Raw genomic sequence first — 25,717 nt, 5'->3', positions numbered from 1 at the left:
GAGCGGCCCGCTCTCGTCACTCGGAAGGAGGGTCGCTCTTCCCCGACAGCGGCACGATCGGCAGCCATCCGGCGATCTCCGCCGCCCGCATCCCTGACACCGACAACGCCCCGGACTCCACAGCCTCATCGAATTCGAGCAACCCGGTAGCCAGCAACAACCAGGTCCGGGGATCGGTCTCCACCACGTTCGGCGGCGTTCCCCGAGTATGGCGCGGCCCCTCGATGCACTGCACCGCCACGAACGGCGGGACCCGCACCTCCACCGAATGTCCCGGCGCATCCGCTGCCAGCGCCCGGGCCGTCCCCCGTACCGCCGCCGCGATCTCGGCGCGCCCGGGCGCCCCCATCTCCGCGTCCCGCAACCACTCCCCCACAGCCCACACCGCCGCCCGCACCTGCGCGGGATCGACCACATTCCGTCCTGCCATACCCAAGACGCTACCGACCTCGGAAGATCCCCAGCATCTCAGTCGATCGGCCTGGTCAGCCGCGTCCGGCGTGCAGTGCGTCGATGCGCAGGTCGAGGTACTCGAGCATCATCCGGCGGGCGTCGGTGGTGCCGCCGAGGAGGGCCAGGCGTTTGGTGTGGGCGAGGAGGAGCAGGCCGGAGAGATGGGCCAGGACGTCGGCGGTGATGACGCGGGCTCGTTCCTCGGTGGCGCCTAGTTCGATGGTGGCCGACACCATCGGGGCGAGGCCGGACAGCATGGCCGCGTTGAGGCCCGCGTCCAGTTCGGCGCCGAGGCCGTGCGGGCGGATGCCACCCCGGAAGAGGTAGAAGCCCAGGTCGAGGTCGCGGGGATTGCCGTCGTAGAAGTCGAAGAAGGCCAGGCCCGCGGCTCGGAAGCGGGCGGCGGGGTCGTCGAGGACGGTCACCGCCGCCACCTCGGCCGAGAGTCGCTCCAGGGATTCGCCGAGCAGGGCGGCGTAGATGTGTTCCTTGCTCGGGAAGTACGCGTAGAGGGCGCCGGGAGTGTAGCCGGCGGCGGTGGCGATGGCCCGGATATTGGCCGCGTCCACGCCGTCTTCCTCGAAGATCGTCCTGGCCGCGCGCAGGATGATGGCGCGTTTCGCCTCGGCGATCTCGTCTCGACGCCCCGCCCGGCTCGCTTCGGCCACTGGTCCCCACTTCCCTTCGATCGGGGCTTCACGCTACATTCTGAACAACGTTCAGCACAGTGAACAACGTTCAGGAGGTGTCATGCCGAGCTCCACCGAACCGCTGGAACCGACGACGCTGCGGTTGCGTAGTTGCGACGGTCTCACCCTGGTCGCCGACAGTTTCGGAGTGCCAGGCGGGCCGCTGGTCGTGATGCTGCACGGCGGCGGACAGAACCGGCATTCGTGGAAGCGCACCGGTCGAGCGCTGGCGGCGGCGGGCATGCACGTCGTCGCGGTGGACGCGCGCGGCCACGGTGACAGCGATTGGTCGCCGACGCGTAACTACACCCGCGACGCGATGGTCGGCGATCTGCTGACGGTGCTCGAGCAGCTCGGCGCGACGCCCGAGGAGGGCGCGGTCGTCGTCGGTGCCAGCATGGGCGGGATCACCGGCCTGCTCGCCACCGCCACGCCCGGCGGCGACGCGATCCGCGCCCTGGTGCTGGTCGACATCGTCCCCCGCTCGGAATCCAAAGGCGTGGAACGGGTCATGGACTTCCTCGGCAGGCACCGCGACGGCTTCGACACCCTCGACCAGGTCGCCGACGCGGTCGCCGCCTACCTCCCGCACCGCCCACGCCCCGACAACGCCGACGGCCTGCTGCGCAACCTGCGCCAGCGCGAGGGCCGCTGGTACTGGCACTGGGACCCCGACCTGCTCACCGGCCTCGAGGACAACCCGCAGGCCCGCATCGCCGAGATGGAAGCCGCCGCCGAGGCGCTGACCATCCCGGTCCTGCTGGTCCGCGGCGGCAAGTCCGATGTCGTCAGCGACGAAGGCGCGGCCGCCTTCCTCGCCCTGGCACCGCACGCCCGCCTGGCCGAGATCACCGCGGCCGCGCACACCGCGGCGGGCGACGACAACGACGCCTTCACCGACGCCGTCGCAGGCTTCGTCGCTACCGCCTGAGCCGCCGGGTGGGGGTTCCACACCCCTTGGGTGCCTATTTGCGGGACATTCGCTCGTCGACGATTGAAGTACCCCCAATCGCTCAGACGAGGAAGCACGGCGCTATGTCAATCGCTCTCGACCAGGCACTTCGCACCCACACGGCAGCGCATGCGCGCGAGCACACAACGCGGACGGCGCCGCCGACCGTACCCGTCATCGAATCGACCGCGACCGGTGCGCCCAGCCTGGTCCTCGACCAGTCCGTCGCGGCGGACTGGATGGCCGGGCACTTCACCGATCCGGAGCAGCAAACCCGGGTCAGGCGCATCTTCGGCAAGACCATGATCAACACCCGGCGCTTCGCGGTCGACCCGATCGAACCCGCGCCCAGCGGCGCACCGGCGACGATCCAGGATCGCATGCGCCTGTTCTACCGCCACGCCGTTCCGCTGGCGGTCGATGTCGCGCGGCGCGCACTCGACGGTGTCGACCCCGCCGACGTCGGACTTCTCGTGTTCGCCACGAGCACCGGACTCATCGCGCCCGGCGTCGATGCCGCGGTCGTCGAAGAGCTCGGACTGCCCCGGTCGGTCGCTCGCCTGGTGGTCAACTTCATGGGCTGCGCGGCAGCCATGAACGGAATCCGGACCGCCTCGGACTTCGTCCGGGCCAACCCAGGCAAGAAGGCGATGGTCATGTGCATCGAGCTCAACTCGGTGCATGCCGTCCCCGTCGAAACCATCGACGACGCGGTCACGCACAGCCTGTTCGGCGACGGTTGCGGCGCGGTCGTCATCGGCGCACACAGCGGGATGGAGCAGGCTCCTGCCGGGACGATCGTCATCCGGGACAAATTCACCCATCTGTTCGAGGGCACCGAAGACGGCATCGCGGTCGGCGTCAACCAGGACGCCATCACGTGTGAGCTGTCCGAGAACGTACCCACCTACATCTACGAGGGCGTCGCTCCCGTCGTCGGAGATGTCCTGCGCCGCAACGGCTTGCGTCAGCCCGACATCGATGTGTGGGCCATCCACCCGGGCGGGCCGAAGATCTTGCTCGAATCCGCGCGATCGCTCGGCCTCGCGCCGGAAGCCGCGTCGACGAGCTGGGACGTTCTCGCCGAGTACGGAAACATGTCGAGCGTCTCGCTGATCTTCGTGCTCGAACGCGTCGCCGCTCACCAGGCGGAGGACAAGCCTGTCTCGACGGGCGTCGCGTTCTCGTTCGCGCCGGGGGTCACGATCGAGGGATTCGTCTTCGACGTCGTTCGCCGGTGATCACGTCGCTACTGCTCGCGCAGTTCGATCCGCATCGCCGCGAGCGGGAGCAACGCTCCCCCGGCATTGATCGCCAGGTGCAGCAGTGCCGGCGCGGTCGCGCTGCCGGTGTGCCTGCGCAACGCGCTGAAGATCAGACCGGCGAGCGTGGTGAGCGCGACAGTTCCCGGCACCGATTCGCCGGTGGCCCGCGCCGGCCGGATGTGGCACAGCCCGAAGTCGAGCGCGCCCGCCGCCGCGGCGACGCGCGGTTCGGCGGCCTCGTCGAGGAGCGGGTCGAGGGTGCCGCGGAACACCGCTTCCTCGGCGAGCACCGTGCCCACCGGAATATGCAGGGCGATCCATTCGAGCGTCGATGTCTCGGGTACCCGCTCGGCGACCTCGAGCGGTAGCCGCCGCAACGCCGGAACCGCCAGCGCGACACCATAACCGGCGAACACCAGCGCGGCGCTTCCCACACCCCACCGGAGCCCTTTGGCCGACAACCAGTTCGGGCGACCATCGAAGGCCGCTGTGTACACCGCCGCGAACACGATGCTCGCCGCGGTGCGCCCACGCAACCGCAGATCGAGCGGCGGCAGCACGCGGTTACTCCACAGCACCGGAAGCGTCAGCGCCACAACGAGTTCGATACGGCGACGCCAACTGCGCCGCCCTGCCCTCACTTGACCTCCCGCTCGAACTCTTCCGCGGATTCCAGTGCGGCCCGGATACTTTCGACGACCTCAGGACTGACCCCCGGCGGCTCGGCCACAGCCAGCCACCCGTCGAGCACCAGCGACCCATACCGATGCCCGTGCCCGTCGACAACCCCTTGCGCATTCGTGAGATCCGCCGTGACCTGCCAGAACGTCACAAACGGCGCCCAGCGCATCTGCGTCGACACAGCGGTGCCGCGCGGTTCGCTCAGCCAATCGGGCTGGGTGAAGATCAGGTCGGCCGACCACCACACGATCGGATCGGACGGGTGCTGCAGGTAGGCGATGCGCGGCTCGCGCCACCTCTCCGCGGACCCCAGATCCCCTGCGTCGTCGGCGAATCGGACGACCAGCCCGTCGGCATAGACCGGCGCGACCTCGCGCGACCCGGGATCACGCCGGTCGACGAACTGCCGCCACAACCGATTCGAGTTCGGCGGCCCCACCCACAGCGCACCGTCCACCTTCTCGCGTAGATCGGCGAGCCCGTCGAAGGCCTCCTCGGAGCCCTGGGAACCCAGGCTCTCCCCGTAGACGAACAATTTCGGCCGCTGCCCCTCCGGCTGGGCCAGCCACCGCTGGTACACCGCGTCGAACAGGTCCCTGCTGGCCGCGGCGGCCTTCTCCCGGTCGGACAGAAACGACAGCACGCTGGGCAGATACGAGTACTGGGTGGCCACGATGGCGGTGTCGCCGCCGTAGAGGTATTCGATCGCGCCCGCCGCCATCGAGTTGACCCAGCCGGTGCCGGTGGTGGTCACCACCACCATGGCCTCGCGCTCGAAGGCCTTGGTCCGTTCCAGCTCGTCGACGGCCAGCTGCGCGGCGGTCTGCTCGCCGACCGCCGACTCCAACCCGACGTAGGCCCGAATCGGTTCCCGCGCAGTCTTTCCCGTCACCTCGGTGATGTCGTCGGCGGTCGGCCCGTTCGACACGAACCACCGTCCCTCGAAGCCGAGGGTCTCCCACGGCGCGAGCGAGGCCACGCTGCCGGAGCGCTCCGGTTTCGCGGGCTGCACCGCGAACTCCGACGCCCGGTCGTTGCGCACGCTGAACGCCGAGTTGGCCACGGCGAAGAACGCCCGCGACGCCACACCGTTGAAGACCGTCACCGCCAACACCACGAGCACGAGCGCACCGGCGGCAGGCGCGAGCTCGCGCGGCACCCGCACCCAGCGATTGAGCTGGCGGGCCAGCACGAGTACCAGCGCCCGCACGGTCCGGTAAGCGGCGACCACGGCGATCCCGACCGCCACGCTGAGCAGCCCGGTCCGCAGGTAGGCGGGCGTCGTGGTGCCCGCCATCCCCATCAGCGAGGTGATCTCGCGCTGCCAGCGCGCCGACTGCACCAGCATCAGCGCCGCGACCAGCGCGCAGACGACCAGCACGGTCGCCTTGATCCCGTACCGCAGCCGGTCCGACGGGCTGGGAATCGGGATCCGCGCCCGCACCCAGCGCCGGAACGCCCACTCGAGCACACACCCGAGCCCGTAGCCGATGGCGGCGTTGATCCCGCTGATCAGGCCCTGGAACAGCCAGTCGCGCGGCACCAGCGACGGCGTCACCGACAGCGCGAAGAACAGCGTCGCCAGGACCAAGCCCGGGTAGTTGAGGTCGATGATGTCCTCGACGCGGCGCAGCAACCCGGCGCCGCGCGTACGCAGCGTCACGAGGGTCGAGCCTGTCGCGGACACCAAACCAGTATGGCTGGCCGGTTTCGGCACAGCGGGGTGTTGTGGATGGTGGGTCGGTCACTGTCTGCCGGGCGTTCGGCAACTACCCATCGCACTCGAGTAGTTTCACGCGCCCGTGCGAATCCCCCGGTCAGCATGCTTGTTCCTATGAGCACACCCACTGCCAAGCCGAGGAACACCTCGGCCTACATGGCCCAGGCCGCGATCGCGTTCGCCGTCAGCCTGTTCGGGACCGGTGCCGGAATCGCCTATCTGCCGCTGGACGGCTGGCAGCGCGCGTTCCTGGCGATGTCGGGCCTGTTCCTGGTGACCAGCTGCTTCACCCTCGCCAAGGTGGTACGCGACCAGCAGGAGACCCAGTCACTGATCGGCCGGATCGATGAGGCACGGCTGGAACAGCTGATCGCCGAACACAATCCGTTCAAATCGGTGTCCTGATCGGACCTGGGCCGGCGCCGATCGAGGGGTTCGGCGCCGCCCGGTCTATTTCAGCTGATGCTCGGTGGCCGCGGACTCGATGAGGAAAGACTTGATCCGCGCGGCCAATTCCGGTGTGTAGTCCGGCGGTTGGGCCACCGCGGCCCACGCGTCGGGCACCACGTTGCCGTAGTTGTGCCCGTGCCCGTTCGACACAGTCTGCGCGCGGGGCAGATCCGCGGCGACCTGCCAGAACGTGACGATCGGATACCACGACATCGCCGGTGACACATCGGGTCCGCGCTTCTCGGTCAGCCAGTCGGGTTCGGAGAACAGCAGATCCGGCGACCACCACACCACCGGATCGGACGCGTGCTGCAGGTAGACGATGCGCGGGTCGGTCCAATTCTTCGACGGCCGGGCCAGCTGATCGGCGCTCGCGGCGAAGCGCACCGAGAGCCCGTCGGCGTAGATCGGGGTGATCTCCTCGGTGCCGGGGTCGCGCCTGCGCACGAATTCCGACCAGAGCCGGTTGGAGTTGGGCGGGCCGACCCAGAGCACGCCGTCGGCGCGATTGCGGATATCGGCCAGCCCGGAGAACGCGCCCTCCGATCCCTGCGAGCCGAGGCTCTCGCCGTAGACCAGCAGCTTGGGCCTGGCGTTCTCGGGCAGCGCGGACCAGCGTTCGTACACCTTGTCGAACAGCAAGCGGCCCATGGTCATCGACTTGTCCCGGTCGGACAGGAACGACAGGGCGCTGGGCAGGTAGGAGTACTGGGTCGCCACCAGCGCGCTGTCGCCGCCGTACATCAGCTCGACCGACTCCGCGCTGGTCGAATCGACCCAGCCGGTGCCGGTGGTGCTGATCACTACCAGCACTTTGCGTTCGAAGGCCTTGGTGCGGTCGAGTTCGGCGACGGCCAGATCGGTCTGCGCCTCGAACCCGTCGGCCGATTCCAGCCCGGCGTAGACCCGGATCGGTTCGCGCGCGGGCTTTCCGGTGACCTGCCCGATCGCCAGCGCGGTGGGCGCGTTGGACACGAACCACCGGCCCTCCGAGCCGAGGGTGTCCCACTTCGCCAGCGACTCCGGGCTGCCGGAACGTTCGGGCAGCGTCGGCTGGATCGCGTGCGCCGAGGTGTGGCTGTTGCGGGCGCTGAACGCCGAATTCGCCACGGTGAAGAAGGCTTTCGCGAGTACGCCGTTGAACAGCAGCACGGCGGCGACGATCACGATGACCACGCCGAGGGGCCGGGCGAACGAGGCGGGAATCCGCACCCACTTGTTCAACCCGCGCGCGACGAAACGCACCAGCCGGACGATGCCGCGCGAGATCCAGATCAGCAGGCCGACCACCACCGCGCCGACCGGCACGGTGCGCGGGTACCCGGAATCGGAGATCGGTTCCATCCCCATCAGATCGGTGATCTGGTGCTGCCAGTGCGCGGACTGGATGCTCAGCGCGATCGAGACGATCAGGCAGCCCAGCACGATCGCGGACTTCACCGCGATCGACGTCCAGCTCGGCCGCTTCGCCCAGACGTCGGTGATCCGGTCCGGCAGTGTGATCCTGGGCTGCACCCATTGACGCCAGGCCCAGGCCAGCGCGCAGCCGATGCCGTAGCCGATGGTGGCGTTGATACCGCTGACCAGGCCCTGGAAGAACCAGTCACGCGGCAGCAGCGACGGTGTCAGCGACCAGCAGAAGAACACCGTGGCCACGACGAGGCCCGTGTAGTTCGGGTGGAAGAACCGCTCGACCAGATGGATTCCGCGCACGACCGGGTTGTCGTGTAACGCGGGGGTGTCCGGCGCGGCGGGGGTGTCCGGCGCGGCCGGGTTGTCGTGTGCCGCCAGGGTGGGAGTCGAGCTCGTATCCTCTGTGGTCAAGCTCGACTCCTCATCCGATTCAGGCGGTGTGCGCTCCGAACAGCTTAGGCAGGGTGCCCTCGAACGCCTCACGCAATTCGGCGAGTGTCACCGAGAACTGGCCCTGCACCTCGATCGAATCCGAGCCCTGGTCGACCACACCGATGCGCACCCACGGCAGCTGCCGCGCGTCGCACATCTTGGTGAAGCGGGTCTCCTCCGAGCGCGGCACGGCGACGAGCACGCGGCCCGCCGACTCCGAGAACAGCTCGACGAACGGGTCCGAACCCTCGGGAAGCACGATGCGGCAACCGGTCTCGCCCGCCAGCGCGGCCTCGACGACGGTCTGCGCCAGACCACCCTCGGACAGGTCGTGCGCGGCGGAGATCATGCCGTCGCGCGAGCCCGAGGTGAGCACCTCCGAGAGCAGCTGCTCGCGGGCGAAGTCGACCTTCGGCGGCACGCCACCGAGGTGATCGTGCACGACCTGCGACCAGATCGAGCCGTCCAGCTCGTCGCGGGTCTCGCCGAGCAGGATCAGCGACTCGCCCGGCTCGAGGCCGAGGCCGGTCGGGATGCGGCGGTGCACATCGTCGATCACGCCGAGCACGCCGACCACCGGAGTGGGCAGGATGGCGTCCTTGCCGGTCTGGTTGTAGAAGCTGACGTTGCCGCCGGTGACCGGAATACCAAGCGCCGCACAGCCGTCCGCGAGACCGCGCACGGCCTGCTGGAACTGCCACATCACGCCCGGGTCCTCCGGCGAACCGAAGTTCAGGCAGTTGGTGACGGCCTTCGGGGTGGCGCCGGTGGTGGCGACGTTGCGGAAGGCCTCGGCCAGCGCCAGCTGCGCGCCGGTGTACGGGTCGAGCTTGGTGTAGCGGCCCGAGGCGTCGGTGGCCAGCGCGATACCGCGACCGGACTCCTCGTCGATGCGCACGACACCGGCGTCGGCGTGCTCGGCCAGCACGGTGTTGCCGCGCACGTAGCGGTCGTACTGCTCGGTGATCCACTTGCGGCTGCACAGCTGCGGGCTGGCGATCATCGTCAGCAGGGTCTCGCGCAGCTCGTCGGCCGTCTTGGGCCGGGTGAGATTCGCGGTGGTGTCGGCGATCAGCGCGTCCTGGGTGTCGGGACGCTGCACCGGGCGCTCGTAGACCGGGCCCTCGTGGGCGACGGTGCGCGGCGGCACGTCGACCACGGTCTCGCCGTGCCAGGTGATGACGAGGTGGTCGCCGTCGGTGACCTCACCGATGACGGTGGCCAGCACGTCCCACTTCTTGCAGACGGCCATGAAGGCGTCCACGTTCTCGGGGGTGACGACCGCGCACATGCGCTCCTGCGACTCGCTCGACAGGATCTCGGCGGGGGTCATGTTCTTGGCGCGCAGCGGGACCTTGGTCAGGTCGATGTGCATACCGCCGTCGCCCGCCGCGGCCAGCTCGGAGGTGGCGCAGGACAGCCCGGCGCCGCCGAGGTCCTGGATGCCGACGACGAGTCCGGCCTTGTACAGGTCGAGACAGCACTCGATGAGCACCTTCTCGGTGAACGGGTCACCGACCTGCACGGCGGGCAGCTTCTTGCGGCCGGTGCCGGTCTCCTCGCCGGAGAAGGTGTCCGAGGCGAGCACGGACACGCCGCCGATGCCGTCGAGGCCGGTGCGCGCGCCGAACAGGATGATCTTGTTACCCGCGCCGGAGGCGAAGGCCAGGTGCAGGTCCTCGACGCGCATCGCGCCTGCACACAGCGCGTTCACCAGCGGGTTGCCCTGGTAGGAGGCGTCGAAGACGGTCTCGCCGCCGACATTCGGCAGGCCGAGGGAGTTGCCGTAGCCGCCGACGCCACGCACGACGCCGTCGACGACGCGACGGGTGTCGGCCGCGTCGGCCGCGCCGAAGCGCAGCTGGTCCATGACCGCGATCGGGCGCGCGCCCATCGCCATGATGTCGCGCACGATGCCGCCGACGCCGGTGGCCGCGCCCTGGTACGGCTCGACGTAGGACGGGTGGTTGTGGCTTTCCACCTTGAAGGTGACCGCCCAGCCGTCGCCGATGTCGACCACGCCCGCGTTCTCGCCGATGCCGGCCAGCATGGAGGCCTTCATCTCGGGAGTCGTCGTCTCACCGAAGTAGCGCAGGTGCACCTTGGAGGACTTGTAGGAGCAGTGCTCGCTCCACATCACGGAGTACATCGCCAGTTCGGCGTCGGTGGGCCTGCGGCCCAGAATCTCCTTGATGCGGGCGTACTCGTCGTCTTTGAGACCGAGTTCCTTGTACGGCTGCGGAGCATCCGGGGTGGCTGCGGCGGTAGCGACGGTGTCGACCTGCAGTGTCACGGGAGACCAGGGTCCTTTCGGCCGGGGGAACTTGACTCCAGAGTCTAATGGTTAGTACCGGAGCGGCTTCGCCCCGCACTACCCACTGGTGACCGACCTCGCACCCGGCCTGATCACACCTGCGCTTCGGGCGGGTCCGCACCCGTTAGTCTGACGCCGTGAACGAGAGTCCGGGGGTTGCCGAGCAGGTCGAGCCGCCTGTTCCCGCGCGTGACGCGGCGCCGAGTTCCACGCCTGCCAGGCCGTCGGCAAACCCACCGCGCACGGTCGACCGCGACCGGCAGCGCAAGTGGCTGGCCGCATCGATCGGGTTGTTCGTGTTCTCCGCCGCGGTCGCGCTGCTCGCGCACTGGTGGCACGGGTTCATCGACCTGCAGGTTTACCGCAACGGCGCCCGTGTCTGGCTCGACGGCGGTGACCTGTACGGGCCGATGCCGCCGGTCTACGGCCTCGGCCTGCCCTTCACCTATCCCCCGCTCGCCGCGGCGTTCTTCGTGCCGCTGGCGTTGATGCCGCTGGTGGTCGCCGAGATCGCCGTGCTGGTGACCTCGCTGGTGAGCCTGGGTATCGCGCTGTGGCTGGTGCTCGTTCGCGTCCGTCCCGAGCTCGACCGGATCTCGGTGCTCACCGTGGTGATCGCCGGTCTCGGCCTGGCCCAGTTCCTCGAGCCGATTCGCCAGACGTTCAACTTCGGCCAGATCAATCTGATCCTGATGGCCGCGGTCACCCTCGACATCCTGGTCCGCAAGCCGTTCTGGCCGCGCGGGATGCTGATCGGTATCACGGTGTCGATCAAGCTGATTCCGGCCGGCTACCTGCTGTATTTCCTGTTGCGGCGGGACTGGAAGGCCGCGGCCACCCTGGTCGTCTCGGCGGCGGGCGCCGTCGGCGTCGGGTTCCTGCTGTTCCCGAGCGATTCGGTCGAATACTGGTTCCACACCGTCACCGACACCGGCCGCATCGGCACCCCGTACTTCGCGGGCAACCAGTCGATCAAGGGCACGCTGTTCCGGCTCGGCATGGACGAATCGGTGGCCACCGGGCTGTGGATCGCGCTGTCGGTGCTGACGGTCGCGCTGGCCGCGGTGTGGATGTACCGGCTCATCGGCGCGGGCAAGGACGTCGCCGCGCTACTGGTCAACGCCGCTGCCGTGCTGCTCGTCTCGCCGGTGTCGTGGTCGCATCACTGGGTGTGGGTGGCGCCCGCCCTTGTCGTGGCCGTCGACCAGGTCACGCGCCACCGCTCCCGCGTGTTCGCCGCCGTCGTCGCGCTGTTCACGGTGATGTTCATCGTCGGCCCGCAGTGGGTGCTGCCGCATTCCAACGGCAAGGAACTCGACTGGGCCTGGTGGCAGCAGATCATCGGCGCCAGCTACGTGTGGACCACGTTCGCGGTGATCGTGTACGCGGTGATCACCTATCGGCCGGCCCGGAAGACAGCCGCCGAACCGGAACCCACCGCAACCTGACACCGTTCAGCCGCCAGCCCGGAAGGCGTGCCCGCGCAGGCGGCGCCGAGACCGCTCAGTCGAGGGCAGCCGGGGTGAGGAACGCAGCCAGCGCCGCGGCGTAGGCGGGAACATCGGCCGCGCCCATGAGTTCTCGGCACGAGTGCATGGCCAGCTGCGGTGCGCCGATGTCGACGGTCGACATGCCGGTGCGCGCGGCGGTCATCGGGCCGATGGTCGAACCGCACGGCAGATCCGCGCGGTGGACGTAGCGCTGCAACGGAACACCGGCCTGCGCGCACGCCAGCGCGAAGGCGCCCGCACCCGCCGCGTCGGTGGCGTAGCGCAGGTTCTGATTGACCTTGAGCACCGGCCCGCCACCGACCTCGATGCGGTGCGCGGGTTCGTGCCGGTCCGGGTAGTTGGGGTGCGTCGCGTGCGCCATGTCACCGGAGGCGACCACCGAACCGGCAAGTGCGGCAAGGTAATCCGCCCGCCCACCGCCGCGGGCCAGCACGATGCGCTCCAGGACGGCGGGCAGCAGATCCGACTGCGCGCCCCGATCCGATTGGCTGCCGACCTCCTCGTGGTCGAACATCACCAGCACCGGCGTCGCCGCCCCCGGCTCGTCGACGGCGGCGAGGAACGCTTGCAGCCCGGCGTAGCAGGTGCCCTGATTGTCCAGGCGCGGCGCGCTCACCAGATCGTTGTCGCGCCCTACCAGCGTGCTCGGCGCGAGATCGTGGGTCATCAGTTCCCAGCCGAGCACGTCGGCGCCGTCGACCCCGGCACGCTCGGCCACGAAATCCAGGAAGGAGGCGGGCGAATCACCGATCCCCCAGATCGCGTTCACATGCCGCTGCGGGTCGAGGGTCACCCCGCGCCGGTCCTCGGACAGGTGGATGGCCAGCTGCGGCACCCGCAGAATCGGCTCGTCGACGCGAACCAGGACGTCGCTCATCCGCGCACCGTCGCGCACGCTCAGCCGCCCGGAGATCCCGAGCTCCCGATCCAGCCACGAATTCAGCCACGCGCCGCCATAGGGCTCGAGCCCGACCAGCTGCCACCCGGCCGTCGCCAGATCCGGGTGCTGCTTCACCCGCAGATTCGGGCTGTCGGTATGCGCCCCGACCACCCGGAACGGATCAGCGGGCGCCGCGTCGAAGTCGGCCCACGCGATCAGCGAACCGCCGCGCACCACATAGTGTTTCCCGCCGACACCCTCCCACGCCTGCGCCTCGGCCAACGGCGTGAACCCGTTGGCCGCCAGCTCGGCGGCGACCGTCGCACACACATGGAACGGCGACGGCGAAGCATCGATGAAGGCGCACAGGCCACTCGCGGTGGCCGCAGTCAGGGATACAGGCACGTTCGCGATCCTAGGCGCTGCGGCTCCTGATCGACCCGGCCCCGCACGACCCGACCTCGAGGAGGGTCCGCCGCGCAGCGGCGGTTCGCGGCCGTCCCGCCGGTCAGGTGCCGGTGCGTAGGCGACGAAGGAGCAAGCACCGGTGCCTGACCGGCGGGACAGGAGGGGCCGCGAACTCGAGCGCGCCAGCGCTCCAAAATTACAGCTCGGCGATGACCGATAGCGCGGCGACCAATTCGCTGTAGCGCCGCGCACCGAGCCGGGCCCGCAGATCGTCCTCTGCCTGCTGTTCTTCCGCCCGGATCCGCCCGACCAGCTTCGCGCCGAGATTGCTCAGCCCGATCAGGATCCGCCTGCGGTCATCCGTCGCGGCGACCCGGAAGATCAGGCCGCGTTCGGCGAGATGGTCGGCGTGCCGGGTGGCCGAGGACGGCGCGAGGCGCGCGGCAGCCGCCAGTTCCGACATCGTCATGCCGTCGTCGGTCGACAACTGCGACAGAATCGCCCAGTGGTCGGCCGTGAGATTGTCGGCCGACAGCGCCGATTCGAGCTGCCGGACCCAGTTGCGCTCCGCCGAGCGCAGCGCGCCGTGCAGCGTGGAACACCCACTTATGATGGACACCGATCGCATTCCCACCTGCCGACACATTCATTCGAACGAACCCGTTCGCACTCGAGCGATAGAGTACAGAATGCCCACGTTCGACGAGAGTCGGGACGAGACGATCGAGATTCTCTCGATCGTGCCCACTCAGGGCCCCGGTGGGATCATCGCTCCATCGTGTACCGCGGCCATTTCCCTCGCTGTCGATGAAATCAATAGCGGGACAGGAATTCTGGGTCGCGAAATTCGGCTGACGACCATCGACGGCGGCCGCTCACCGTACGAAGTGGCCACCGAGGTCGAAGCGTTTCTGGCGACCGGAATGGTCGGCGCGATCACCGGCTGGCACACCTCGGCCGTGCGCCGCGCCGTCGCCGACGCCGTCGACGGCCGCGTCCCCTACCTGTACGCGACCGATCACGAGGGCCTGCCCGACGAACGCCCCGGCGTCCTGCTGGTCGGTGAGCATCCCGATCACCAGACCGTGCCCGCCGTGGCGTGGATGACGCGCGAACTGGGTGTGCGCAAGTGGGCGGTGATCGGCAACGACTACATCTGGCCGCGCCAGACGGTCAACGCGCTGCGCCGCGCGCTGCCGTCACCGGCCGATATCGTGCTCGAGCAGTACGTTCCGCTCGGCACCCGTGATTTCCAGGCGTTCCTGGACAGTCCCGCCCTGCTGCGCGCCGACGCGGTGCTGGTCCTGATGGTCGGCGCCGACACAGCCCGGTTCAACCGGCAGTTCGCCGCGACCGGCCTGCCCGCGATCATGCCGCGCCTGAGCCCCGCCGTCGACGAGAATGTCCTTCTGAGCGCGGGCCCCGCCGCCAACACCAACCTGTATGTGGCGTCGAGCTTCTTCGTCGACGAGCGCACCGCCGACGGCCGCGACCGCCGGGCCCGCTACCGCAAACACCAGGGCGCCTTCGCCCCCGCGCTGACCACCTTCAGCAATTCCACCTACGAGGCGGTCCACCTGCTGCGCACGCTGGCCGACACGGTCGGCACCCTGGACGTGCCGACCATCGCAGGCCGTCTCGCCACCGGCATCGTCCTGGACGGCCCGTCCACCCGACGGGGATTCGTCGGAAACCAAGCCGTCGGCCCCGCCTATCTCGCGAGAGCCGACGGAGTGGATTTCGACATTATCGACCGACTGCCATAGCAGCCCACACGCCCCGACCCCGAGGAGGGGCCGCCGCGTCAGCGGCGGTTCGCGGCCGTCCCGCCGGTCAGGTGCCGTTGCGTAGGCGACGAAGGAGCAAGCAACGGTGCCTGACCGGCGGGACAGGAGGAGCCGCGAACTCGAGCGCGCCAGCGCTCCAATAACTCAGGCGCTGATCAGGCTGTCGATCACCGAAAAGAACATGCCGAGGCCGTCGTCGCTCGGACCGGTCAGCGCCTCGGTGGCGTGCTCGGGGTGCGGCATCAGGCCGACGACCCGGCCGTTGGCCGAGGAGATGCCCGCGATGCCGCGCTGCGAGCCGTTCGGGTTGTCGCCCGCGTAGCGGAACACCACGCGACCTTCGCCCTCGAGCTCGTCGAGCACCTTCTGCGAGGCCTGGTAGCGACCCTCGCCCGACTTCAGCGGGACGAGGATCTGCGCGCCCTGCTCGTAGCGGGAGGTCCAGGCGGTGTTCGTCGCGTCGACCTGCAGCCACTCGTCGCGGCAGATGAAATGCAGGCCCTCGTTGCGGGTCAGCGCACCGGGCAGCAGCCCGGCCTCGCACAGCACCTGGAAGCCGTTGCAAATGCCGAGGACCGGCAGGCCCTGACCGGCCGCGCGCACGACCTCGCCCATCACCGGCGCGAACCGGGCGATGGCGCCGCAGCGCAAGTAGTCGCCGTAGGAGAAGCCGCCGGGCACGATGACCGCGTCGACGCCCTTGATGTCGGCGTCGGCGTGCCACAGGCTCACGGCCTCGGCGCCCGCCAGGCGCACCGCGCGGGCAGCGTCGACGTCGTCGAGGGTGCCCGGGAAAGTAATTACGCCGATGCGTGCGCTCACGAGACCCGAACGACCTTCCAGTCCTCGATCACGGTGTTGGCGAGCAGTGCCTCGGCGATCTGCTCGAGCTCGGCGTCGGAGACACTCTCGTCCACCTCGAGCTCGAATCGCTTGCCCTGCCGCACATCCGAGATTCCGGCGAATCCCAGACGCGGGAGCGCGCCGACCACGGCCTGTCCCTGGGGGTCCAGGATCTCGGCCTTCGGCATGACCTCGACCACGACTCGTGCCACGCGTTGCTCCTCATGTGGTGTGGGGGGTTACCTCAGAAATCCTAGTTGACCCGGCCGTCGTGCCCGCGTTCCGGGGTCGCGGCGGCTTAGCATCGGCATATGCGTATCGCCCACTTCGGTCATTCCTGCATCCTCGTGGAACTGCACGGCGTGAAGGTGCTGTTCGATCCAGGCACGTTCGCGCACGGTTTCGAGGGCATCACCGGACTGGACGCGATCGCGGTGACCCACCAGCATCCCGACCACATCGATCCGAACCGGATCGAGGCGCTGATCGAGGCCAACCCGACCGCCCGCCTGCTGTCGGACCCGCAGACCGCCCAGCGCCGCAGCGAGGGCTGGGAGCCGGTCTCGGCCGGTCAGGTGCTCGATATCGGTGAGCTACAGATCACCGGCGGTGGCGGGCGCCACGCCGTCATCCACCCGGACATCCCGGTGATCGACAACACGGTCTTCCAGCTCGGCACCGCGGCCGATCCGGCCCAGCTGGTCCACCCCGGCGACTCGCTGTGGGTGCCGCCGGTCCCGGTCGGCGTGCTCGCCATCCCGGCCGTCGCCCCCTGGATGCGGATCTGGGACACCGTCGACTACCTGCGCGCGGTGAATCCCCGCACCGCCGTCCCGATCCATTTCGGGATCATCGAGCCGGCGGCGCAGGGCATCTACTTCGGCAGGCTGAACGAGATGGCTCCGGCGGGCACCGAGTTCCGGGCGATCCAGCCGGAGGATCAGGCGCAGTTCTGACTCAGCGATAGCTGCTCAGGAACAGCGCCTCGGCCAGGGCCATGTGTTCGATCTCGCTCGGGTCCACACTCTCGTTGGGCGCGTGGATCAGGCATTTCGGCTCCTCGACGCCGGTCAGCATGATCTCCGCGTTCGGGTAGGTGTCGGCGAAGACGTTGCACAGCGGAATCGAGCCGCCCTGGCCCTCGGTGGTGACCGGGCGCCCGTAGGCGGTTTCCATCGCCTTGCCCATGGCCGCGCGGGCCGGACCGTGTTCGGCGGCGGCGAACGGCTCGCCCAGCGACTCGAGTTCGATGTCGAGGTGCGCGTTCCAGGGCAGGTGCGCGCGCAGATGCTTCTCGAGCAGGTCGTAGGCCTGCTTCGGCTCGGTACCCGGCGGGATGCGCAGATTGAGTCTGGCCCTGGTGCTCGGCTGGATCGCCGCCGAGGAGCCGACCACCGCGGGTACGTCCATGCCGAGCACGGTCAACGCGGGCCGCGACCACAGCATGTCGGAGACCGTGCCGCTGCCGACCAGGTCGACGCCGTCGAGCACGCCCGCGTCGGACCGAAAATCGGGCACCGGATACTGGGCGCCCGACCACTTCTGATCGTTGGTGAGCCCATCGATGGTGGTGTTGCCGTGCTCGTCACGCAACGACGCCAGCAGCCGGATCATCGCCGCCAGCGCATCCGGCGCAGGCCCGCCGAACATGCCCGAATGCATCGGACCTGCCAGGGTGTGCACGGTGAGGACCACGTTCACCATCCCGCGCAGGGTCTGGGTGAAGGTGGGCACGCCGACCGCGAAGTTGCCGCAGTCCGAGACCAGGATGGCGTCGGCGGCCAGCAGGTCGGGGTTCGCGACGACGAACTTCTCCAGCCCGCCGGTGCCCTGCTCCTCCGAGCCTTCCGACACCACCTTGATGCCGATCGGGAAGTCCGGGCCGATCGCGCGCAGTGCCGTCAGGTGGGTGACGATATTGCCTTTGCAGTCGGCCGCGCCGCGCCCGTACCAGCGGCCGTCCTTGTCGGTCAGCGTCCAGACGGGGGTTTTCCACGCGGCGTCGTCGAGCGGCGGTTGCACGTCGTAGTGGCAGTACAGCAGCACCGTCGGCGTTCCCGGCGGACCCGGCTTGTGCCCGATGACCGCCTTGCTGCCGTCCGGCGTCTCGTGCAGCCCGACCTCGGTCAGCCCGGCCGCGGCGAACGCGTCGGCCACCCACTGCGCCGTCTGCTCACACCCTTCCGGCGGGAACTGACGCGGGTCAGCGACGGATTTGAACGAAACCAGCTCGGCCAGATCCTTTTTCGCCTGACCCATCAGCCTGGATACCTTGCCGCGCAGCGCAGCCACATCGGGAGTTTCGGTCATCACGCCTCACTTCGTCGTGTCGTCCAGCTTCAGTGTGTCGAGATGAGAAAGGTAGTCCTGCAACCGATCCGGGCAATAGGTGGCGATGGTGATGCCCACCGCCTCGGCGGTGTCACGCGGGCCGATCACCGGACGCTGCCCTGGACCCGCCGCGCCGTTGGTGATCGAGGCCTGGTATTTCGCCCTGATCAGCGGCGAACTCGGGTCCTGGCAGACCGAGCCGCCGTCGTCGCCGAGAGCGTTCGCGATCACGTCCGGCTCCGGTGCGGGCAGACCTGCGGCGATCAGATTGCTGTGCAGCTGTTCGGCTTTGCGCTGGGCGTCGGTGTTCTCACGGATCGCGCTGAAGGTGAACAGGCCGATCAGCGCGAACACCACCAGCAGCGCACCGGCGGTGACGTAGATCCAGCGTCGCTTGTTGTCGGGGGCGTCTCCGGTCGTCATACCTGCTCCCCTTCCGGAACGGCGAGTTTCCAGCTGTCCCTGCGATTTCGGTAGAACAGGTACGGGATGAGCAGGCCGACGATGCCCATGCCGCCGCCGACGATGAGTACGTACACCCACGGGCTACCCGCACCGAACTGCGAAGGCGGGACGAAGCCGATCGCGAACGCGGCGATCGAGGACGCGGCGCCGAGTCCGCAGAGCGCGAACAACGCCGGCGCCCGGTATCCGCGCGGATGATCCGGATCGTCTCTGCGCAGCTTGGCGGCCGCGGCGAACATCAGCACGTACATGATCAGATACACCTGCGTGGTGATCACCGACAGAATCCAGTATGCGCTGGAGACATTGGGGATGAAGGCGTAGAGCAGCGCGATCAGCGTGGTGAAAATACCCTGCGCCACCAGCATGTTCTGCTGCACGCCGTGCTTGTTGAGCCGGGTGAGGATCGGCGGCAGATAGCCCTCGCTGCGCCCGATCAGCAACAGCCCCTTCGATGGTCCGGCCAGCCAGGTGAGCATGCCGCCCAGTGCCGCGGCCACCAGCGCGATACCGATGATCGGGGTGAGGAAACCGATCCCGAAGTGACTGAAGAACCCGTCGAAGGCCTGCATCACACCCGCGGTGAGACTCAGGCTGGCCGACGGGACGACCCAGCTGATCGCCAGCGCGGGCAGGATGAAGATGACCAGCACCAGGCCCATGGCCAGGAACATCGCCTTCGGGAACTCCTTGGCCGGATTGCGCAGCGACGACACGTGCACCGCGTTCATCTCCATGCCCGCGTAGGACAGGAAGTTGTTCACGATCAGCACCAGACTCGCCAACCCGGTCCACGCGGGCAGCAGATGCGACGAATCCATCGGCGCCGCAGACGGATTGCCCTGCGCGAGGAATACCAGACCGAGCACGACCAGCAGCGTGCCGGGAATCAGCGTGCCGATCACCAGACCCATACTCGACAACCCGGCCACGGTCTTGGTGCCCTGCGAGGACACATACACACCGGCCCAGTAGATCGTGATGATCACGATCGCCACATAGAGGCCGTTGGCGGCCAGCGACGGATGAATGATGTACGCGAAAGTGCTTGCCACATAAGCGAGCAGGCTCGGATAGTAGAAAATCGTCATGGCGAACTGGCACCAGACTGCGAGAAAGCCGAGCGGCTTGTTCAGCCCGTCCCCGACCCATTTGTAGATGCCACCCTGCCAACCCGATGCCAGTTCCGCGGCGACCAGCGAGGTCGGCAGCAGAAAGAGAATCGCGGGAATGATGTAGAGAAATACGCAGGCGAGTCCGTAAACCGCCATCGTGGGGGCTGATCGGAGGCTGGCCACCGAACTCGTGGTCATCAGCGCCAATGTCACCCAGGACAAATACTTCGTGGTGGTCGCGACTTTCGTCGCGGTGCCCGTCATCAGCGCTGCCTCCTGCTGTGTCTGCACAACTAGCGGGAACCCTCGATCACTTGCTCATGCATAGTAACCATCTAGCATCCCCTTGGTAGGCTCGAATCGAGCGCAAAGAGAACAGAATCGTTGCAGAATTCCGGTAGAGCAAACACCTGGCAGTGCACCCTCTGACTGGAGGAACAGTGGCCGAGAATCTCTTCCCCAACGACCTTTTCAGTCTTCCCGGCTTCACCCGGCCCGCCCCGCACGGCGGGTTTCCCGCCCACGAACTCTTTCCCGACGTCGCCTACGAGATCGTGCACGACGAATTGATCCTCGACGGTGTCGCCCGGATGAATCTGGCCACCTTCTGCACGACGTGGATCGACGACAAGGCCCGTCGCCTGATGGCCGAATCGATCGACAAGAACATCGTCGACAAGGACGAATACCCACAGACCGCCGAGCTGGAGAAGCGCTGTGTGCGCATGCTGGCCGACCTGTGGCACGCTCCCGATCCCGCGTCCACGCTCGGCACCTCGACCACCGGCTCCAGCGAGGCCGCGATCCTCGGCGGTCTCGCCGCGAAGTTCCGCTGGCGGGCGCGCGGCGGCACCGGGATGCCGAACCTGGTGAGCGGGCCGGTGCAGGTGTGCTGGGAGAAGTTCGCGCGCTACTTCGACGTGGAACTGCGCCAGATCCCGTTGCGCGGCGACCGGTACACCATGCACCCCGACGACCTACCGGAATACTGCGACGACAACACCATCGCCGTGGTGCCGACCTTCGGCCAGACCTTCACCGGCCTGTTCGAGGACGTCGCCGCGATCAGCGCCGCCCTCGACCGCCTGCACGCCGCGGGCGGGCCCGACATCCCGATCCACGTCGACGCGGCCAGCGGCGGCTTCCTCGGTCCGTTCACCGCACCGGACCTGGTGTGGGACTTCCGGTTACCGCGGGTGAAGTCGATCAACACCTCCGGTCACAAGACCGGTCTCGCCCCGCTCGGCGTCGGCTGGGCGATCTGGCGCGAAGCCGCCGATCTGCCACGGGAACTGATCTTCGACGTCGACTACCTCGGCGGCAACATGCCGACGTTCAATCTCAATTTCTCCCGGCCGGGCGGGCAGGTCATCACCCAGTACTACAACTTCATCCGGCTCGGCCGCGCGGGTTACGCCCGGGTGCAGTCGGCGACCTACTTCGTCGCACGGCATTTCGCGAAGGGGCTGGGTGCGATCGGACCGTTCGAGCTGATCCACGCGGGCGAACCGGAGCGCGGCATCGCCGCGGTGACGTGGCGGCTGACCGAGGGCCCCGACTACAACCTCTACGACCTGTCCGACCGGCTGCGCGCCCGCGGGTGGCTCATCGCCGCCTATCCGCTGCCCGCCGGCCGGCAGGACGAGACGATCATGCGCGCGGTGTTCCGGCACGGCTTCACCCTCGACATGGCCGAACTCCTGCTCGCCGACATCGGGCGCAGCCTGCGTCATCTCTCGGCCAATCCGTGGCGCACGCCGCTGACCCGCGCGCAGGCGGGTGGCTTCACCCACGACGCCGCCCCGGAAGTGCCGTGACATGGGGCCACCGCCGCGCGCCTTGATCGCCGACGCGCGCGACGGTGGCCGGTCAGGCAGCTTTGGCCGCGGTGATGGGTTCCCAGCGGTACACGTCGCTGCGCGCACCGTGATACAGCGCCAAGTCGACGGCGTCGAGCATCGCCTGGCGCGGACCCGACCGCTGCAACTGGGCCGCCGAGATCGCCAGCCGCAGTACTCCGCCGCGCCGCGCGGTGCGGGCGGCGCCCATCACCAGCGCCCGGCACCACCACGGTTCGGCGCGGAAACCCTCGCCGATGCCGTACACCCTGGCCCGCTGCGCCACGTCGCGTTCCAGATCCAGCATGGTGGTCAGGCCGAAGGCCATGCGGAAGCCGACGTCGGGCAGCGCGGCCAGCGCGCCCGCCGAGGCGTCCCAGCGCGGCGCGGCGAACAGCCGGGTGCGCAGCTGCACCTGTTCCATCACCCGGTCGGCCGCCTTGAGCCGCAGCGTCGCCTCGTGCCTGGGCAGGCTCGCGAACTCGGCCCGCCGTGACTTGGTCGCCGCCTGGTCGTATCCGTGCAGCACGATCGCGTCGCCCTCGTGCCGCCTGCCGCGCAGCCACGACTGGGTCGCCGGATCGTCGACCAGCCGGTACTTGCCCTTCAACCGGGGCGCGACCAGCAGCGACAGCCGAACACCGCGCTGGTCCATGTCCGTCGCGAACTCGATCGCGGCGTCGCGGGTCGTGTCCCGGATCCCCGATACGGAAACGATCAGCTCAGCGTTCATGGACCTACGATGTCAGCCCGAGGTGACACCCGCGTGCTCCGCCGATGACGCCCCGACGAACATCGGCGCACGCCTCATCACCGCTGCCGGTGCGGCCGGTTACGCGTCGGCCAGGCCGACCTTGTCGAGCACCCAGGCGTACTCGAAGCCGACTTCCTTCCACTTCTCGTAGCGCCCGCTCACGCCGCCGTGGCCCGCGCTCATCTCCGTCTTCAGCAGCAGTTCGCTGTCGCCGGTCTTGGTGTCGCGCAGTTTGGCGACCCACTTGGCCGGCTCGACGTAGAGGACGCGGGTGTCGTTGAGGCTGGTGATCGCCAGGATCGCCGGGTAGTCCTTGGCTTCGATGTTCTCGTAGGGCGAGTACGACTTCATGTAGTCGTAGACGTCCTTGTCGGCCAACGGGTTTCCCCACTCGTCCCATTCGATGACCGTCAGCGGCAGCGACGGGTCGAGGATCGAGGTGAGCGGGTCGACGAAGGGGACATTGGCGAGGATGCCGGTGAACAGTTCCGGCGCCAGGTTGGCGACCGCGCCCATCAGCAGGCCGCCCGCGCTGCCGCCGTCGGCGATCAACCGGTCCGCCGCGGTGGCGCCGGTGTCGATGAGATGGTGTGCGCAGGAGACGAAGTCGGTGAAGGTGTTCTTCTTCAGCAGCGTCTTGCCGTGCTCGTACCAGAGCCTGCCCATCTCGCCGCCGCCGCGCACATGCGCCACCGCGAACACCATGCCGCGATCGAGCAGCGACAGCCGCGAGACCGAGAACGACGGGTCGATGCTGGCCTCGTAGGAGCCGTATCCGTAGAGCAGCATCGGCTTCGGGCCGTCGGCGGGCAGGTCGCGGCGCTTGATGAGCGAGATCGGAATCCGGGTGCCGTCCTGGGCGACGGCCCAATCCCGGTGCTGCTCATAGTCGTTCGGGTCGTAGCCACCGAGCACCGGCTGTTCTTTGCGCAGCAGCAGCTCACCGGTGGCGGGCACGTAGTCGAACACCTGCATCGGGGTGATGAACGAGGTGACCCCGACCCGCAGCGTCGGCTGCTCCCATTCCGGGCTGGAACCGGCACCGGCGGAGAACAATTCGAGCCCGAAGTCCAGCTCGGTCAGTTCGCCGTAGCCCTCGGCGGTCAGCGGCCACACCGACAGGCGCGGCAGCGCGTCGCGGCGGTAGCCGAGCACCAGGTGGTTGGCGAAGGCGTCGATGTCCTCGAGCCGCACGTCCTCGCGGTGCCCGATCAGGATCGTCATGTCCGACGGGTCGGTGGCGGGCGCCTCGGCGAGGACGAAGTTCTCCGCCTTCACCCCGTCGACCACGTCGTTGTGCAGGATCAGGAAGCGGTCCTCGCCGGCGATCACCGCGTGCTCGGCCGAGTACTCCACGCCCTCGCGACGCGGCAGCAGCACCCGGAACTCGCCCTCGGGGTTGTCCGACTCGAGCACCCAGCCCTCGGTGGTGATCTTGGAACCGAGCCAGATCATCAGGTACTTCTCGGAGCGGGTCGCGCCGACGCTGACCCAGTAGCGCTCGTCGGGCTCGTGGAACACCGTCACGTCGGTGTCGGCGGCCGCGCCGACGCGGTGGCGCCACACGGTGTCGGGCCGCCACGACTCGTCGACGGTCTGATAGAAGATGTGCGTGCCGTCCAGCGACCAGGTCGCCCCCGGCGCCGCGCCCGCGACCTCGTCCGGCAGCAGCTCACCGGTGCGCAGGTCCTTGATCCGCAGCGTGTAGCGCTCGTCGCCGGTGCTGTCGACCGAGTAGGCGAGCAGGTTGCCGTCGTGGCTGAGCGAGAACGCGCCAAGTGCGAAGAAGTCCAGCCCCTCGGCCAGGACATTGCTGTCGAGCAGCACCTGTTCGCCCTCGATCACCGTCTCGGCCTCGAGCTGCGGCGGCGTCCACGCGTCGATGCCGTCGGCGTTCGCATCGATGGGACAGCGGCAATGCACCCCGTACTGCTTGCCCTCGAAACTGCGGGAGTAGTACCAGTACTCCCCCAGCCTGGTCGGGACCGACAGATCGGTCTCCTGGGTGCGGGCCTTGATCTCGTCGAAGATCTTGTCCCGGAGCGGCTGGAGCTGGTCGGTCTGCGCCTCGGTGAAGGCGTTCTCGGCCTCCAGGTACGCGATGACCTCGGGATCGTCCTTGTCCCGTAGCCACTCGTACTCGTCGACGAACGTGTCACCGTGGTGCACCCGCTCGAAGGGCACCTTCTTCGCGATCGGCGCCGACACCGTCTCATTCTCGCCAGCCATGGGTCCACCGTAGCCGCAGCGCTCCAGCCCGGCCCGCCAACTCGGCCGCTACGCCCCCAGGCGTCCGTGCTAGGTATTTTTGCGGATGGCAGCGGGGCGGTGGGTGCGTAGCCTGCTCGCATGGGGATGCGGTATGCGGTTCGATCGTTCGTCGTGACTGTCGGGGTGGTGCTTGCGGCCGCGTCGGCGGCGGTCGCCCCGGCGGCCGCGTGTGCCTGCGGTGGGGTGGTCAGCGGCGGGAACTCGGCGCGGGTCGACAGCGAGACCGCGGTGCTCGGCTGGGACGGGACGCGCGAGACGGTGCTGATGCGGTTGGGGATGCAGTTCGACGGTGCCGATGCGGCCTTGATCGTTCCCACGCCGACACCGGCGACCGTGTCGGCCGGGAGCTCGGCCTCGTTCAGTGAGCTGTCTCGGCTCACCGCGCCCGAGGTCGTCAAGGAATACCACTGGTTCGGGAGCGACTACGACGGTGCGACCTCGGGTGCCGCCCCCGGCTCCGGTCCCGATGTCCTCGGACAGGTGCAGCTCGGCCCGCTGGAGGCGACCACCTTGCGCGGCGGCGATCTCACCGGCGTACGGGAGTGGCTGGACGCCAACGGCTATCAGCTCCGCCCCGAGGTGAGTGCCACCCTCGACCCGTACCTGCGCGAGGGCTGGTCCTTCGTCGCCATGCGCCTCACCAGCTCGAAACCCCTTTCGGGCGAGCTCGATCCGGTGCGCCTCACCTTCGATTCCGACCGCCTCGTGTACCCGATGCGGATGTCCGCCGCGGCCACCCGACCGCAGTCGGTCCATCTCTACGTCTTCAGCGACCACCGCGTGGCGCGCGTCGACGCCGACACGGCGACACAGTCAACGACCACCGAATTCGCCTCCCCCATCGGTGAACTCACCGATCCGGATCTGAAAGCGCTTGCCGGGGGCAAGAACTACCTGACCGAGCTCTCGGTGAACATTCCCCAGCCGTCGACCATCACCAGCGATTTCACCCTCGCCGCCGCGTGGAAGGACGTCACCGTGCGCGACCGGGTGGTGAGCAAGGAGTATGTCCAGATCCTGGGCTTCCCAGCGGGTTACGTGCTGATCATCGCCGGACTCTCGGTCATCGGGGTGATCGCGGGCGCGGTACTGCGCCGCCGGTCGGCCGGCTAGCACGACGGCCCGCCTCTCGGGCCGCAAAGCCG

23 protein-coding genes are annotated in these 25,717 nt (G+C 68.6%); 8 read left to right on the top strand and 15 right to left on the bottom strand.

The genetic code is table 11. The features are described 5' to 3' along the window. Nucleotides 1-16: 16 nt before the first annotated feature. The gene (locus IEY60_RS18760) at nucleotides 17-430 is read right to left on the bottom strand and encodes a sterol carrier family protein (protein WP_189030036.1); all 414 of its coding nucleotides are present in this window, start codon (nucleotides 428-430) and stop codon (nucleotides 17-19) included. 55 nt (nucleotides 431-485) lie between these two features. Further along, entirely contained in the window at nucleotides 486-1,121 is a 636-nt protein-coding gene (locus IEY60_RS18755; protein ID WP_189030034.1) for a TetR/AcrR family transcriptional regulator, read from the bottom strand. Between the two features lie 82 nt (nucleotides 1,122-1,203). Here IEY60_RS18755 and IEY60_RS18750 point away from each other — a divergent pair, with 82 nt between their 5' ends. Both IEY60_RS18750 and IEY60_RS18745 read left to right on the top strand, forming a co-directional pair. Further along, nucleotides 1,204-2,073 carry an alpha/beta fold hydrolase gene (locus tag IEY60_RS18750; protein WP_189030032.1) on the top strand — a complete coding sequence of 290 codons (870 nt, stop codon included), beginning with the start codon at nucleotides 1,204-1,206 and terminating at the stop codon, nucleotides 2,071-2,073. 104 nt (nucleotides 2,074-2,177) lie between these two features. Further along, entirely contained in the window at nucleotides 2,178-3,335 is a 1,158-nt protein-coding gene (locus IEY60_RS18745; protein WP_189030030.1) for a type III polyketide synthase, read from the top strand. Between the two features lie 8 nt (nucleotides 3,336-3,343). On the opposite strand, the gene IEY60_RS18740 is transcribed toward IEY60_RS18745, so the two are convergent. Next, nucleotides 3,344-3,955: a CPBP family intramembrane glutamic endopeptidase gene (locus tag IEY60_RS18740; protein WP_229739942.1), complete on the bottom strand. Its 612-nt coding sequence runs from the start codon at nucleotides 3,953-3,955 to the stop codon at nucleotides 3,344-3,346. A gap of 41 nt (nucleotides 3,956-3,996) precedes the next feature. After that, entirely contained in the window at nucleotides 3,997-5,727 is a 1,731-nt protein-coding gene (locus IEY60_RS18735; RefSeq protein WP_229739941.1) for an alpha/beta hydrolase, read from the bottom strand. A 147-nt stretch (nucleotides 5,728-5,874) separates the two neighbouring features. Between IEY60_RS18735 and IEY60_RS18730 the strand changes: the two genes are divergently transcribed. After that, a complete protein-coding gene (locus tag IEY60_RS18730; RefSeq protein WP_189030026.1) occupies nucleotides 5,875-6,165 on the top strand; it encodes a YiaA/YiaB family inner membrane protein in 291 nt (96 codons plus the stop codon). A 45-nt stretch (nucleotides 6,166-6,210) separates the two neighbouring features. Here IEY60_RS18730 and IEY60_RS18725 read toward each other — a convergent pair whose 3' ends face one another. Continuing rightward, nucleotides 6,211-8,034, bottom strand: coding sequence for an alpha/beta hydrolase (locus tag IEY60_RS18725; protein ID WP_229739940.1), 1,824 nt, complete (start codon nucleotides 8,032-8,034; stop codon nucleotides 6,211-6,213). A 19-nt stretch (nucleotides 8,035-8,053) separates the two neighbouring features. Beyond that, entirely contained in the window at nucleotides 8,054-10,348 is a 2,295-nt protein-coding gene (gene purL, locus IEY60_RS18720) for a phosphoribosylformylglycinamidine synthase subunit PurL (RefSeq protein ID WP_189030023.1), read from the bottom strand. Between the two features lie 158 nt (nucleotides 10,349-10,506). Here purL and IEY60_RS18715 point away from each other — a divergent pair, with 158 nt between their 5' ends. Continuing rightward, complete coding sequence (locus IEY60_RS18715) at nucleotides 10,507-11,817, top strand: glycosyltransferase 87 family protein (protein ID WP_229739939.1); 1,311 nt, start codon at nucleotides 10,507-10,509, stop codon at nucleotides 11,815-11,817. Nucleotides 11,818-11,872: 55 nt separating this feature from the next. On the opposite strand, the gene IEY60_RS18710 is transcribed toward IEY60_RS18715, so the two are convergent. Together IEY60_RS18710 and IEY60_RS18705 are read right to left on the bottom strand one after the other, a co-directional pair. Next, nucleotides 11,873-13,165 (bottom strand): M18 family aminopeptidase, encoded by a 1,293-nt coding sequence (locus tag IEY60_RS18710; protein ID WP_189030021.1) that lies wholly within the window; start codon nucleotides 13,163-13,165, stop codon nucleotides 11,873-11,875. Nucleotides 13,166-13,364: 199 nt separating this feature from the next. Next, nucleotides 13,365-13,796, bottom strand: coding sequence for a MarR family winged helix-turn-helix transcriptional regulator (locus IEY60_RS18705; RefSeq protein WP_189031214.1), 432 nt, complete (start codon nucleotides 13,794-13,796; stop codon nucleotides 13,365-13,367). Nucleotides 13,797-13,857: 61 nt separating this feature from the next. Here IEY60_RS18705 and IEY60_RS18700 point away from each other — a divergent pair, with 61 nt between their 5' ends. Further along, complete coding sequence (locus IEY60_RS18700) at nucleotides 13,858-14,934, top strand: substrate-binding domain-containing protein (RefSeq protein ID WP_189030019.1); 1,077 nt, start codon at nucleotides 13,858-13,860, stop codon at nucleotides 14,932-14,934. Between the two features lie 165 nt (nucleotides 14,935-15,099). Here IEY60_RS18700 and purQ read toward each other — a convergent pair whose 3' ends face one another. Together purQ and purS are read right to left on the bottom strand one after the other, a co-directional pair. Beyond that, complete coding sequence (gene purQ, locus IEY60_RS18695) at nucleotides 15,100-15,777, bottom strand: phosphoribosylformylglycinamidine synthase subunit PurQ (RefSeq protein ID WP_189030017.1); 678 nt, start codon at nucleotides 15,775-15,777, stop codon at nucleotides 15,100-15,102. Continuing rightward, entirely contained in the window at nucleotides 15,774-16,010 is a 237-nt protein-coding gene (gene purS / locus IEY60_RS18690; RefSeq protein ID WP_022565847.1) for a phosphoribosylformylglycinamidine synthase subunit PurS, read from the bottom strand. The genes purQ and purS overlap by 4 nt, the downstream gene beginning before the upstream one ends. Nucleotides 16,011-16,109: 99 nt before the next feature. Between purS and IEY60_RS18685 the strand changes: the two genes are divergently transcribed. Then, complete coding sequence (locus IEY60_RS18685; protein ID WP_189030014.1) at nucleotides 16,110-16,754, top strand: MBL fold metallo-hydrolase; 645 nt, start codon at nucleotides 16,110-16,112, stop codon at nucleotides 16,752-16,754. Between the two features lies 1 nt (nucleotide 16,755). Here IEY60_RS18685 and IEY60_RS18680 read toward each other — a convergent pair whose 3' ends face one another. From IEY60_RS18680 to gadC, 3 genes are read right to left on the bottom strand one after another with little or no spacing between them, the layout of a single operon-like run. After that, nucleotides 16,756-18,108 (bottom strand): dipeptidase, encoded by a 1,353-nt coding sequence (locus tag IEY60_RS18680; protein ID WP_189030012.1) that lies wholly within the window; start codon nucleotides 18,106-18,108, stop codon nucleotides 16,756-16,758. Between the two features lie 6 nt (nucleotides 18,109-18,114). After that, complete coding sequence (locus IEY60_RS18675; protein ID WP_189030010.1) at nucleotides 18,115-18,552, bottom strand: hypothetical protein; 438 nt, start codon at nucleotides 18,550-18,552, stop codon at nucleotides 18,115-18,117. After that, a complete protein-coding gene (gene gadC, locus IEY60_RS18670; RefSeq protein ID WP_189031211.1) occupies nucleotides 18,549-19,973 on the bottom strand; it encodes a glutamate/gamma-aminobutyrate antiporter GadC in 1,425 nt (474 codons plus the stop codon). Before gadC ends, IEY60_RS18675 begins: the two co-directional genes overlap by 4 nt. Nucleotides 19,974-20,149: 176 nt before the next feature. On the opposite strand from gadC, the gene gad reads away from it, so the two are divergent. Further along, nucleotides 20,150-21,526 (top strand): glutamate decarboxylase, encoded by a 1,377-nt coding sequence (gene gad, locus IEY60_RS18665; protein ID WP_189030009.1) that lies wholly within the window; start codon nucleotides 20,150-20,152, stop codon nucleotides 21,524-21,526. A 52-nt stretch (nucleotides 21,527-21,578) separates the two neighbouring features. Here gad and IEY60_RS18660 read toward each other — a convergent pair whose 3' ends face one another. Together IEY60_RS18660 and IEY60_RS18655 are read right to left on the bottom strand one after the other, a co-directional pair. After that, nucleotides 21,579-22,280 carry a DUF2334 domain-containing protein gene (locus tag IEY60_RS18660; protein WP_189030007.1) on the bottom strand — a complete coding sequence of 234 codons (702 nt, stop codon included), beginning with the start codon at nucleotides 22,278-22,280 and terminating at the stop codon, nucleotides 21,579-21,581. Nucleotides 22,281-22,379: 99 nt separating this feature from the next. Further along, nucleotides 22,380-24,530 carry a S9 family peptidase gene (locus tag IEY60_RS18655; RefSeq protein ID WP_189030005.1) on the bottom strand — a complete coding sequence of 717 codons (2,151 nt, stop codon included), beginning with the start codon at nucleotides 24,528-24,530 and terminating at the stop codon, nucleotides 22,380-22,382. Nucleotides 24,531-24,650: 120 nt separating this feature from the next. On the opposite strand from IEY60_RS18655, the gene IEY60_RS18650 reads away from it, so the two are divergent. Then, a complete protein-coding gene (locus IEY60_RS18650; protein ID WP_229739938.1) occupies nucleotides 24,651-25,685 on the top strand; it encodes a DUF2330 domain-containing protein in 1,035 nt (344 codons plus the stop codon). The last annotated feature ends 32 nt before the right edge of the window (nucleotides 25,686-25,717 follow it).

Source organism: Nocardia rhizosphaerihabitans, from assembly GCF_014646295.1.
Taxonomy (GTDB): Bacteria; Actinomycetota; Actinomycetes; order Mycobacteriales; family Mycobacteriaceae; genus Nocardia; species Nocardia rhizosphaerihabitans.
The sequence above is the reverse complement of the archived record's forward strand: the minus strand, read 5'-3'. Positions and strand labels throughout refer to the sequence as shown.